Raw genomic sequence first — 12,119 nt, forward strand, 5'->3', positions numbered from 1 at the left:
CCGAAGATTTTTCTCAATCTTTACTAGGACCTGGCGCAACAAGCAAAGACGCTGCGCGGTCCTATTGTGCGCGCTGCCCTGCAAGGGACACGCCCGCGCTTCAGGCTGTCGTGCTAGTCGTGCTAGTTGCAGTCCCTGTGTCACATTGCATCTGGGCGCGCGCCTCGCTCACAACTTTTACGAACTTGCGTGCATTTTCGGTGATGACATCGGGTCGCCCGGCCTCTAGCGCACCGGCATCGACCAGTTCCCCGCCTACTCCCAGAGCGGCAGCGCCCGCTTGAATGAACTCAGCAGCGGTGTTTAAGTTCACACCGCCCGTGGGTACGAGCGGTACCTGCGGTAGCGGCCCTCGGAGCGCCTTGATGTATCTTGCCCCGCCCACCTGACCACAAGGAAACACCTTCACCAAGTCAGCCCCGGCTTTCCAGGCAGTAATCACCTCGGTCGGAGTCAAGCATCCCGCCATGATCAGCGTATCGCTGGAAACCGCGAACTGAACCGTCTCCAAGTCGAGTCCCGGGCTGACTAGAAACTGCGCCCCAGCCTCTACGCACTCTCGCGCCATCGCCGCGTCGAGCACTGTTCCAGCGCCTACTAGAACGCGTGATCCTATCGTGTCCGCGAGTTCGCGGATGACGCCAACCGCGCCAGGTACCGTCATGGTGATCTCGACAATAGGGATGCCGCCGCGACAAATCGCTTCGACGGCGGACATCGCCTGGCCGGCGGAACGCGCACGCACAACGGGCACAATCCCAACTTGAGCGATGATTTCACGCGCTGTTTGCTTATTCATCTCTTGTTCTCTTCCGCACACCTGGGTGCTGACGACGTCCAGCAGAGCATCGCTTAGCGGGCTAACCACCCGCCATCGACGACCAGCACGTGGCCATTCACATAGTCACTGGCAGCGGAGCTGAGAAACACCGCCGCTCCCATGAGGTCACACGGCTCGCCCCAGCGTCCGGCGGGAATGCGTTCGGTTAGCTGTCGAGACCGCTCTTTGTCAGCGCGCAGTGGGGCGGTGTTGTCAGTGGCCATGTAGCCGGGCGCGATGGCGTTGACGTGCAGGCCCTTCGGAGCCCATTCGTTTGCAAGCGCCTTCGTGATTCCCGCTACGCCAGACTTCGCCGCCGTATAGGAGGGCACGAAAACGCCGCCCTGAAACGAGAGCAGCGATGCGATGTTTACAATCTTGCCCTTGCCCTGCTTCAGCATGTGCTGGCCTGCCAGCTTCGACAGGCGGAAGACAGACGACAAATTCACGGCGATGACCTGGTCCCAGTAATCGTCGGGAAACTCGGCTGCTGGTGCACGCTTGATCGTGCCCGCATTGTTGACGAGGATATCGATGGAACCGAGTTCCAAAACAGTGCGCTCCACGAGTTCTTCGCACACCTTCTTATCGGAGACGTCTCCCGCCACGAATAGGGATTTGCGGCCGAGCGCGCGGATTCTGTCGCAGATATCATTGGGCTCGGGCGAGAGGCCATGGCACACTACGTTCGCGCCTGCCTCCGCCAACCCCATTGCAATGCCGGCGCCCAGACCCTGCTGAGAGCCGGTGACGAGCGCATTCTTACCCGCAAGAGAGAATGAATCGAGAATCATGATCGTTTGTTACTCCTGGCACTCCGCACACTTGCGCGAGTGCGCCAAATACATTGCTGTACCGGGTTCGAGTTAAAGAAAAACCCCCAGGGTTTTGGCCCGTCTGAGCGGCCAGCATAGAAATCTATTTGCTTTGACCCTTCTCCAACCCCGAACCGCCTTTGTCAAAACCCGGCTGCACTGTTACTACGCCAAACTTTCGATCTTCCACTTCTCTATGTGCTGCCATGGCCCACAAGAAACCAATGCGATGACCCGGGACAGATACGTTGGGGTGATATCCGCTGGGCATAGTTACCGCGTCGCCCTCGCGAACGACCGTGAGAAACTCGGGATACTCGGTATCGTCGTAGACCAACTGGATTCCGAACGCGGGCGCAGGCATGTTGAAGTACACGTACATTTCTTCCAGCATGGCTGTGTGCTCATGCGGAGGCCAACTGGTCCAGTTGCCCGGTTCAGACCAGGTGAAACCCACGACAAGGCGGCCAGCCTGAATGTTCTTCGCGAGACTCATATGAAGATGCCGAGAGGCTTGGGTGCCTTCGCCAGCACTGAAGACTAGCCCTGGATCCTTGGATATCTCAGCAAACCGAACAATCTGCAACGGGTACTGGTGCTGCACATCGGCCGAGAATTCCGCAATGTCCACCGTGCTGGAGGTCGAGACCTGTATGGAAGAGTTCCGCGGAATATAGATCGAATCAAACTTGCGAAGCTTGGTGGATTCATCACCGATACAAACGTCCGCCTCACCCTGCAACACGACGAAGCCGGTTTCGCGATCCAAGTTGGAGAAGGAAACAGTGGAAACGGATTCGTTCAGGATAATGCGCCCGTAGGCCAGGTGGCGATTTGTGCTGTTTTCGGGAGTGACCGAGATCAGTCGGCCGACGTGCGCGTTGGTGTGCCGGAACACCATCTTTTCAACAACTTTTTGCACTTGAGTAGTCATAATTCTCCGAGAGGGAGCGGTTCGCCCGTCGTGCGGCGGACAACACGCATTACGCACCTCTCAATCCTCATCGAGCTGTCGCCAAAGGAAGCCAGGTCCTGCGTTGCCGGTTGCGGGCCGGCGATACAAGCATATTTACACCGCTCTACCGTGCGACCCTTGCGCTACAACCCTTCATAACTCTTTGAACTTCGGAAAGCGTAGCCATCGTTGTGTCACCCGGTGTGGTCATAGCCAAAGCACCGTGCGCGGCACCGCACTCAACTGCCCATTGCGGCTCCCGTCCTGTAAGAAATCCGTAAATCAAGCCTGACGCGAATGAGTCACCACCGCCTATGCGGTCGTAAATTTCCAGTCCTTCACGATTGGTGGCGTGATAAGCGGAGCCTTCGAAGTAGCAAACAGCGCCCCAGTCGTTTCGGGTCGCACTTTTGACATTGCGCAGCGTGGTGGCGACTACCTTGATGGAAGGGAATGTGCTCACAACACGCTCGATCATGTGGCCGTAATTCTTGGCGTCCAACTGGGATAAGTTGTCATCCATCCCCGGCACCTCAAATCCCAGTGCAGCCGTAAAGTCTTCTTCGTTGCCAAGCATGACGTCAACGTAGGAAGCCAGTTCCCGGTTGACTTGCTGTGCACGCGCCTGTCCCCCGATAGACTTCCACAATGACTCGCGATAGTTGAGGTCGTAAGAAATCGTCACGCCGTGACGCTTCGCGGCTTCCATTGCCTCTTTCGCGACCATCGGAGTCGAATCGGAAAGCGCGGCGAATATTCCGCCCGTGTGAAACCAGCGCGCACCTTCGACTCCGAAGATGTGATCCCAGTCGATGTCTCCAGGCTTCAGTTGCGAAACTGCAGTATGGCCGCGGTCCGAACAACCCAGGGCCGCACGAATACCATACCCGCGTTCTGTGAAATTCAAACCATTGCGAACGCTACGGCCGACACCGTCGCATGGAACCCACTTTACGTGGGACTGATCGACGCCGCCTTGGTAGAGCAGATCCTGGATGAGCCTTCCTACTGCGTTATCCGCCAACGCCGTGACTATCGCCGTATCCATGCAAAAGCAGCGCTTCAGGCCTCGAGCGACGTTATACTCGCCGCCGCCTTCCCACGCGGCGAACGACCGTGTCGTATGGACACGCGCGTCTCCGGGATCGAGGCGGAGCATCACCTCACCCAGACTCACCAAGTCCCACTTGCATCTCGCTTTGGCTTTGATCTCCAATACTTCGTCCATTCCGAGCCGGGCAGGGGCGCTGCGTTGGCACCCCTGTCACCTACTATCCGCTGCCTACTCGAGGGCAGCAGGTTCAAGCTTCGGCACAATCAACTGCATCACCGCTAAAGCGACCAAGTATGCCGAACCCGCGATGATGAATACGCTGAAATAAGAACCGGTCCACTGCAGTACGTAGCCAACTACCTTGGCGATCACCATCCCGCCAACTGCACCCGCCATGCCGCCGATGCCAACGACAGATCCAACCGCTCCTCGTGGAAACATGTCCGAGGCAACGGTAAATATGTTCGCCGACCACCCCTGGTGTGCAGCCGCAGCCAGGCTAACCAGCCCCACTGCGACCCATAGGTTCGAAGCTCGCGAAGCGGCCACGATCGGCACCACGGCCAGGGCACAAACCAGCATCGCGGTCTTCCGCGCCGCGTTGACTGTCCAACCGCGACGAAGCAAGTGCGACGAAAGCCAGCCACCGAAAATACTGCCAAGAGTAGCCGAGTTGTAAATCACCAGCAGTGGCAGAATCATGCCCGTAAGGTTCACGCCATGGTTTCTGTGCAGGAAGTCCGGCACCCAAAACAGGTACAACCACCAGATCGGGTCGGTGAGGAACTTGCCAATCGCGAACGCCCAAGTCTGCCGCAAGCCAATAAGCTTGGACCAGCGGATGGGGACAACACTCTCGGCCGGGTCGCTGCGAATGTGTGCCAACTCCGCCGCGGACACGCGCTTGTGCTGCTCTGGAGGGCGGTAGAGTACAAGCCAGAACGCGAGCCACACAAAGCCAATCGCTCCGGTGGCAACGAATGCGCCCTGCCAACCATATGTTAGCGTCAACCATGGAATAACCAGCGGCGTTACGATCGCGCCAACATTTGTGCCGGAGTTGAACAGGCCCGTGGCGAGCGCCCGCTCTTTTTTCGGGAACCACTCTGCCACCGTCTTTATGGAAGCCGGAAAACTACCAGATTCGCCCAACCCGAGTCCGAAACGGGCCAGGCTGAAGGTGAATACTGAACGCGCCCCGGCATGGGCCATCGCCGCCAGGCTCCAGAGGAAAACGGCCAGCGAGAAACCTTTCCGTGTACCCAGCCAATCCATCACCCGGCCCACGACAATCAACCCAATGGCATAGGCCAGCTGAAACGAAAAAACGATGTTGCTGTAATCGATCTCGTTCCAGTGCAGGTCAGCCTGCAACGTGGGTTTCAGAAGCCCGATTACCTGACGGTCGATGTAATTGACTGTCGCCGCGAAGAACAACAATGCACAAACTACCCAGCGCTGGCGTCCTGCGGACGAAGATGGCCCAGGCTCGGGGATATGAACTTCCGTTACGGCGGCCGCGCTTTTCGCTGCCATGCTATTTCTCCAAACAACCGGCACTACGCAAACCTATGACACTCGTTACTGCGATTTTTGACCGATGCGACACTGCATTCCTGCGTATCGCAATATGAAACTCTGTTCCGAATAGCGAACTTCTGCGCAGGTTCTCACCTGCGAAGCTAACTGTCAAGCAGAGTTCCCGGAACGCTTTGCTTTTTCAGTTGCAGGCGCACTCGACCAATCTGTGTGGAATGTGCCCTCTCGATCAACGCGGCGATAGGTGTGTGCCCCAAAGTAGTCGCGTTGGGCCTGGGTGAGATTTGCAGGGAGGCATTCGCAGCGGTATGCGTCGAAGTACGCCAGCGACGAACTCATCGCGAGCACAGGAATCCCGATGCCGATACCGGTTTGCACCACCAACCGCCATGCTTCTTGCCGGCTTTCGACGGCCTCCCGGAATGCGGGATCAAGCAACAGGTTGATCAGCGCCGGATCGCGACGATAGGCCCCCATGATTTCGTGCAGCAGAGTCGCGCGGATGATGCACCCTGCACGCCAGAGCCCGGCGATTTCTCCAGGTTGCAAGTCATATTTGTATTCGGCGGAAGCGATCCGCATTAGGCCCAAGCCCTGCGCATACGACGTGATCTTGCTGGCGTACAACGCCTGCTCAATAGCGCTAATGAGTTTCTTGCGATCTCCGCTGTAGGACGGCGAAGGACCCCGCAGGATCTTGCTGGCGGCCACGCGCTCTGGCTTCAGTGCCGACAATATACGGCTTTCCACTGCCGCATTGATCGTGGGAATGGGCGCGCCGATATCGAGCGAATTCTGGCTCGCCCACTTGCCGGTTCCCTTCTGCTGTGCTTCGTCGAGAATCACATCAACGATCGGCTTGCCGGTAAGATCATCGCGCTTCCCAAAGATGCTGGCTGTGATTTCGATCAGATACGACTTGAGCTCACGCTGATTCCACTCGTTGAAGATGTCGTGCAATTCGTCGGCGGGAATACCCAACCCGCGGCGCATCAGGTCGTAGCATTCGGCAATCAACTGCATGTCGCCGTACTCGATCCCGTTGTGAACCATTTTGACGTAGTGTCCGGCGCCTCGTGGCCCGATGTACTTGACGCAAGGTTCACCATCTTCCGCACGCGCTGCCATGGCGCGCAGGATGGGTGCGACCGCCTCCCACGCATCCGTTTGTCCGCCGGGCATGATGGCAGGTCCCCAAAGCGCTCCCTCTTCGCCGCCGGACACACCTGTGCCGATGAAGTTGATCCCCTCAGCCTCAAGCTCTTTGCTGCGCCGTTCCGTGTCGAGAAAATACGAGTTTCCGCCGTCCATCAGAATGTCACCGGGTTCGACATGCGGCTTCAGGTGAGCAATGGCACTATCCACAGCGGAACCCGCTGGCACCATAATCAGGATGCGCCGAGACTTCTCGAGAACTTGCATCAGAGCCGCCGGCGTATCGACCGCGATTATTTCTTTCCCCCTGGCCCGGCGTTCAACGAAGTCACGTCTTTTTTCAGGATCCAGGTCGTAGCCCGCCACCGGAAAGCCGTTCCGCTCCATGTTGAGCGCCAGGTTCGCACCCATCACGCCCAACCCTACAACACCGATCTTGTATCTCATCCTGCCTCCTACTGTGCTGCTGCGCTCTGCTGTTTCAAGCGGAACAACGTCTCACCGGCGCGCGGGATCATCATGATGCCCTCATGCTCACGGCCGCGCCATTCGTCCATGTTGATGGTTGCGGGGTTCAGATATCCGAGATTGATTCGGCGGCAGCGCTCTTCCGGGATGCCGGTCGCAAGCGTCACGCGAATGCGCGGGGTCTCTACACCCGTTGACGCGTTGTACTGACCCAAGCCCTTGACGTGAGTCGAGTGCGCAAGCACCCCACCGGGATAGTGCTTGAAACGTTCCCATTGGTTGAGGAAGTAATCACGGCAGTGGTAACCAACCTCGTCGATTAGTTTGCCGTGCGTGTAGCTGACCTCGGTGATATTCGGACTGTAGATGACAACCTCACCGCCATCGGCGATCGCGGGTTCCAGCTTGTAGGTGCCCTTCGCCGCCGTCCAGAGGTCGTCATACATTTCCGGCATGACGGCGAGCACACGACGGAGAGGCTTATCCATATAAACGATGTGCTTTTTTGCGGACAGAGCCGATGCTGCTGTCCATGCTTCCTGCGGCGATCCGAAATACAGGCCAGCAATGCCTTCGTGCGTGACCACCAGTGCGAAGCAGGACGTCGGACGCGGAATGAGTGCTGCCGCTCGATCGATAACCGCCCGCACCGGCGTATATCCCGCGCCGATCACGTGATAGCTGGTGATGAGCGCACCGAGCCAATGCGTGAAGTTGATAATTTCGGAACCGCCAATGCCTGGGAAGAAGTACTTGTTCCCGCCCGAGAAACCGACAACTTCGTGCGGGAAAACCGGGCCGCAAATCAGGATATGGTCATAGTCGAGGATCAGCTTATTGAGAGTTACCGAGACATCCCGCGACAGCAGACCGCCGCTGATCTGCGAAATTTCATTTGCGGGAATCTCGCCGAGCTTAACGAACGTAGCGGGGTCCTCCCAATGGTGATTGAAGATTCGGGTATCCCCGACCTTCCCATCCAAAACCGGCTGACCGACGAGTTTCGTCAGCTGCGCATCGGTCATTGGCGGATGCGTCCCGAGAGCGACGAGATAGTCCAGCTTATTTGTCCGCGGCCGCAGCAGTTCCTGGAGATTGGCGAACATTTCCGGCATGGGCATGGTGCGCGTGCCATCCGGAATGATGACCAACACTCGTTTGCCGTCCAAGGGTGCTGAGGCAAGCGCGTCGACGACGATCTGGCGTGTCTCCTCGGCAGTCAAATACCTATCTGCAAATCCAGTTCCTACCGGCATACGTCCACTCCTTGCGAGCGTGCTCCGAGCTAGTAACGATTACACGCCGCTGTATGCGGCAAAACCGCCGTCAACCGCAATCACCGAGCCGGTTACGAAGGAAGAAGCCGGGGACAACAACCACAACACCGCGCCGAACAGGTCCTCCGGCTCGCCGAACCGCGCCATTGGAGTGTGGCTAATGATTGACTTGCCGCGAGGCGTTAACCCGCCCGTTTCGCGATCGGTCAGCAGAAAACGGTTCTGATTCGTCAGGAAGAAGCCTGGAGCGATCGCGTTCACGCGAATTCGAGGCGAATACTCCTGGGCCATGTGCACTGCGAGCCACTGCGTAAAGTTGCTCACGCCCGCTTTAGCAGCCGAATATGCCGGAATCCTCGTCAACGGCCGGAACGCATTCATCGACGAAACGTTCAAGATGGTTCCGTGCCCCTGCTCCGCCATCACCTTCCCGAAGATCTGGCACGGCAGAATAGTTCCGAGGATATTCAGGTCAAAGACCCAGCGCAGTGCGTCGGTAGGAAGGTCAAAGAACTTCAGGTCGGCGCCGGTGGTGGCTTGTGGCTTGTTGCCCCCGGCGGCGTTGATCACACAGTCAATCTTTCCGAACCGGGCCTTGACTTCGGCGGCCGCCTTGTTCAGGCTTTCGGTCTGAAGCACATTACATGCGAATAGTTCGGCTTGTGAGGCCCGCTCTCCCATCCGCTCCAGAAGCGCCTTGCCCGACTCCAGGTTGAGATCCAGGATGGCAACCTGGGCACCGCACCCAACCAGCGCGCACGCTATATCCCCGCCGAGAATGCCCGCGCCACCGGTAACTACTACGGTCTGCCCGGTGAAGTCGTACATGGCAGTGAGCTTTTGCAAATCGAAGGGCGTCGGCGATTCAGGACTTTTAGATTTCGTATCAGTTTCCAGTTGTGGCATAGAACCTCCCGTTGGTGACCGGCGGCCACGGCTGGTCGCTGGAATTGGCCTGCAAAGATGAGAGTTGACACACAGTAGAAAACACGAAAATATCACCTTTGTCAAACAAACGCTTCAAAATGATTCATAACGTTTCACAATGTGAGTTTAAGCGGTTTTCAAGGGGACACTTGAACCACAGAAGGACCAACCAAATGAGAGACTCACGCTTACACCTGCAGTGTAGTGCCGACTACTTACGCCTGGCGAAGTTTTCTTTCGGAGTAGGGGATCGGTTTGTCAAGGAGGCCAAAGCCCAATTGAAGGCGTGCATGCTGGCCGGGGAGAGTGGTGTCGAAATCGTTCCCGTGTGGAACAAGTCAAACCGCGAGCACAGCATTGTGGGCTCTCTACCCCTCGCCACGCGCGCCGCGGCAGATGCCGCCGTACGCGAACTCGGATGGACTAAGCCTTACCACGTTGATGCGGACCACATCACACTCGCGAATGTAGATAAGTTTCTGGCCGCGAGCGACTATTACACGCTGGACGTTGCCGATGCGATCGCCAAGCCGGCCGCCGAAAATGATGTATATGCCTTTCTCAACCGCCACCCCGAACTGATTGGAACCAGCGAACTCCCCGGAGTTGCAGTCCCCATCACCCTGTCAAAATCGAATGTAGCTGAAATTGCCCGCAAATACCTGGTCGCGGCAAGGGAAGCGGGACAAATCTATCGCCGAATTGTCGCTGCCAAAGGCGCGGGCTGTTTCATCACCGAAGTATCGATGGACGAAACCGATGCTCCGCAGACTCCAGCCGAATTGCTGGTTATCCTGGCAGCGCTTGCAGACGAGCAGGTCCCGGTCCAGGCGATCGCGCCGAAGTTCACCGGCCGCTTCAATAAGGGCGTGGACTACGTTGGCGACGCTGCACAGTTCGAAGCCGAGTTCCGCGGCGATATAGCAGTCATCGCACACGCCGTCATCGCCTATGGGCTGCCGAAAGAGCTGAAGCTCAGCGTTCACTCGGGCAGCGATAAGTTTTCGATTTACCCGGCGATTCGGCGGGCTATTCAGGACTTCAACGCCGGTGTTCACGTAAAGACCGCCGGCACCACTTGGCTCGAAGAAGTAATCGGGCTTGCCGAGGGGGGCTCTGACGGCCTCGCTCTAGCCAAAGAGATTTACGCGCAAGCCTTTGAACACCGCGAAGATTTGTGCGCGCCGTACGCGACCGTGATCGACATAGACCTCGCCAAGCTGCCTGCCCCCGCTCACGTAAGAGCGTGGACTGCCGAGCAGTATGCCAACGCCTTGCGCCATAACCAGCAATGTCCCGAGTACAACCCGAGCTTCAGGCAACTCATTCACGTGGGCTACAAGGTTGCCGCCAAGTTCGGCGACCGGTACCTCGACATGCTGGATGCATGCGCCGAAACGATTTCACGCAACGTAACTACCAATCTTTTCGAGCGGCATTTAAAGCCCCTCTTCCTGCCGGAAGCAAAATCCACAACGGCACGGTAACTGCACGATGAAAGGATTCGCAATGCCATTCATCCACGATGATTTCCTGCTGCACTCGGAGCAGGCCAACCGTCTTTATCACACCTATGCTGCATCAGAACCGATCCTTGACTACCATTGCCACCTCTCTCCGCGAGAGATTGCGGAAGACCGTCGCTTCGATACCCTGACTGCGATCTGGCTCGATGGCGATCACTACAAGTGGCGCGCTATGCGCACGAACGGCGTGGCCGAGCGGTACTGCACGGGCGATGCCGAGCCGTTCGATAAGTTCATGGCATGGGCACGGACCGTCCCCCAGACACTGCGAAACCCGCTGTATCACTGGACTCACCTGGAGTTGAAGCGCTACTTCGGGATCGACGATCTGCTCGACGAACGCAGCGCACCAGCTGTCTGGGAGAGAGCGAACTCGCTGCTGGGCAGTCTGCGAGCCCACGACATTCTGAGAAAATTCAATGTCAAGGCGGTATGCACCACGGATGATCCGACGGACGATCTTTCGGCTCACCGCCAGCTCGCCGCGTCGCCCCTGTCAACGCGCGTGTTCCCTACGTTTCGTCCGGACAAAGCGCTCAACGCCGGCGACCCGGAACAGTTCAACGCCTGGGTTGACCGGCTCTCGGCAGCTGCAAACATAAACATCTCGCGGCTCAGTGACCTGCTTGCTGCTCTGCGTCAGCGGCACGACTATTTCCACCAGATGGGCTGTCGGCTTTCTGACCACGGCTTGAGCCATTGCTATGCCGACTTCTGCTCCGAAACAACGGCCGGTGCCATCTTCGAGCGAGTACGAAGCGGAGCCACGATCGATGCGCGAGAACGAGAGCAGTTTGCTTCTTTCATGATGCTGTTCTTCGGCCACCTCGATGCAGAAAAGGGCTGGACCAAGCAGTTGCACCTGGGAGCGCGGCGAAATAATAACGCCCGCATGATGACGGCTCTTGGGCCGGACACCGGGTTCGACTCGATTGGCGACTGGCCCCAGGCCGACCTGCTCGGCGCGTATCTGGATCGCCTTAACAGTGATGGCGCGTTACCCAAAACGATTATCTACAACCTAAATCCCGCCGACGACTACGTTATCGCCGCGATGATCGGCAACTTCCAGGACGGATCGATTGCCGGGAAGATCCAGTTCGGCAGCGGCTGGTGGTTCCTTGATCAGAAAGAAGGCATGGAACTTCAGCTCAACGCCTTGTCGAATGTCGGCTTGCTGTCGCGCTTTATCGGAATGTTGACCGATTCGCGCTCTTTCATGTCATACCCGCGGCATGAGTACTTCCGTCGCGTCTTGTGCAACCTGCTCGGCTCGAACATGCAACTTGGCGAACTGCCGAATGACGACGCCATGATCGGCAGCCTCGTCCGCAATATCTGCTACAAGAACGCGAAACAATACTTGGGTCTAAATGTTGCGGAGAAAAGTGCGGATATGCAGGCTGTGGCCGCGCCCAAATAAGGTTCTTGGCTCACGAGTCATGCAGGAGTACTAAAGAACTGTCGTTCAGTTTCGAAGGTGTTTAGTCACAGGCTGAATGAACCTTTGAAACGGGAGAATCATGAGAGTGCCTTTACGGCCCGTTCTTATTGCTTTCGCTCTATTCTGTGCGACGGCCTCA

Annotated in this window: 10 protein-coding genes; 2 read left to right on the forward strand and 8 right to left on the reverse strand. The window is 57.5% G+C overall.

Going from position 1 to position 12,119, the window contains the following annotated elements; genetic code table 11:
• Nucleotides 1-100: 100 nt before the first annotated feature.
• The 8 genes from VN622_16300 to VN622_16335 form a co-directional block, all read right to left on the reverse strand.
• On the reverse strand, nucleotides 101-799 hold the full coding sequence (locus VN622_16300; protein ID HWR37424.1) for a bifunctional 4-hydroxy-2-oxoglutarate aldolase/2-dehydro-3-deoxy-phosphogluconate aldolase: 699 nt from the start codon (nucleotides 797-799) through the stop codon (nucleotides 101-103).
• Nucleotides 800-852: 53 nt separating this feature from the next.
• Entirely contained in the window at nucleotides 853-1,611 is a 759-nt protein-coding gene (kduD, locus tag VN622_16305; protein HWR37425.1) for a 2-dehydro-3-deoxy-D-gluconate 5-dehydrogenase KduD, read from the reverse strand.
• Between the two features lie 127 nt (nucleotides 1,612-1,738).
• Complete coding sequence (locus VN622_16310; protein HWR37426.1) at nucleotides 1,739-2,569, reverse strand: 5-deoxy-glucuronate isomerase; 831 nt, start codon at nucleotides 2,567-2,569, stop codon at nucleotides 1,739-1,741.
• 145 nt (nucleotides 2,570-2,714) lie between these two features.
• Nucleotides 2,715-3,818, reverse strand: a complete 1,104-nt coding sequence (locus VN622_16315) for a sugar kinase (GenBank protein ID HWR37427.1) — start codon at nucleotides 3,816-3,818, stop codon at nucleotides 2,715-2,717.
• 54 nt (nucleotides 3,819-3,872) lie between these two features.
• On the reverse strand, nucleotides 3,873-5,180 hold the full coding sequence (locus tag VN622_16320; GenBank protein HWR37428.1) for an MFS transporter: 1,308 nt from the start codon (nucleotides 5,178-5,180) through the stop codon (nucleotides 3,873-3,875).
• A 153-nt stretch (nucleotides 5,181-5,333) separates the two neighbouring features.
• Complete coding sequence (gndA, locus tag VN622_16325; GenBank protein ID HWR37429.1) at nucleotides 5,334-6,785, reverse strand: NADP-dependent phosphogluconate dehydrogenase; 1,452 nt, start codon at nucleotides 6,783-6,785, stop codon at nucleotides 5,334-5,336.
• 8 nt (nucleotides 6,786-6,793) lie between these two features.
• A complete protein-coding gene (locus tag VN622_16330; protein HWR37430.1) occupies nucleotides 6,794-8,062 on the reverse strand; it encodes a lactate racemase domain-containing protein in 1,269 nt (422 codons plus the stop codon).
• A 39-nt stretch (nucleotides 8,063-8,101) separates the two neighbouring features.
• Nucleotides 8,102-8,989 carry an SDR family oxidoreductase gene (locus tag VN622_16335; GenBank protein HWR37431.1) on the reverse strand — a complete coding sequence of 296 codons (888 nt, stop codon included), beginning with the start codon at nucleotides 8,987-8,989 and terminating at the stop codon, nucleotides 8,102-8,104.
• 119 nt (nucleotides 8,990-9,108) lie between these two features.
• On the opposite strand from VN622_16335, the gene VN622_16340 reads away from it, so the two are divergent.
• Both VN622_16340 and uxaC read left to right on the forward strand, forming a co-directional pair.
• Entirely contained in the window at nucleotides 9,109-10,497 is a 1,389-nt protein-coding gene (locus VN622_16340; protein HWR37432.1) for a tagaturonate epimerase family protein, read from the forward strand.
• A gap of 22 nt (nucleotides 10,498-10,519) precedes the next feature.
• Nucleotides 10,520-11,959, forward strand: coding sequence for a glucuronate isomerase (gene uxaC, locus VN622_16345; protein ID HWR37433.1), 1,440 nt, complete (start codon nucleotides 10,520-10,522; stop codon nucleotides 11,957-11,959).
• Nucleotides 11,960-12,119: the final 160 nt, after the last annotated feature.

It is taken from the genome of Clostridia bacterium (assembly GCA_035561135.1).
Taxonomy (GTDB): Bacteria; Acidobacteriota; Terriglobia; order Terriglobales; family Acidobacteriaceae; genus DATMYA01.

Coding starts and splice junctions, on each gene's coding strand:
- uxaC (HWR37433.1), top strand. CDS start 10,520: ATGCCATTCATCCACGATGATTTCCTGCTGCACTCGGAGCAGGCCAAC.
- VN622_16340 (HWR37432.1), top strand. CDS start 9,109: ATGATTCATAACGTTTCACAATGTGAGTTTAAGCGGTTTTCAAGGGGA.
- VN622_16315 (HWR37427.1), bottom strand. CDS start 3,818: ATGGACGAAGTATTGGAGATCAAAGCCAAAGCGAGATGCAAGTGGGAC.
- VN622_16300 (HWR37424.1), bottom strand. CDS start 799: ATGAATAAGCAAACAGCGCGTGAAATCATCGCTCAAGTTGGGATTGTG.
- VN622_16320 (HWR37428.1), bottom strand. CDS start 5,180: ATGGCAGCGAAAAGCGCGGCCGCCGTAACGGAAGTTCATATCCCCGAG.
- VN622_16335 (HWR37431.1), bottom strand. CDS start 8,989: ATGCCACAACTGGAAACTGATACGAAATCTAAAAGTCCTGAATCGCCG.
- VN622_16310 (HWR37426.1), bottom strand. CDS start 2,569: ATGACTACTCAAGTGCAAAAAGTTGTTGAAAAGATGGTGTTCCGGCAC.
- gndA (HWR37429.1), bottom strand. CDS start 6,785: ATGAGATACAAGATCGGTGTTGTAGGGTTGGGCGTGATGGGTGCGAAC.
- VN622_16330 (HWR37430.1), bottom strand. CDS start 8,062: ATGCCGGTAGGAACTGGATTTGCAGATAGGTATTTGACTGCCGAGGAG.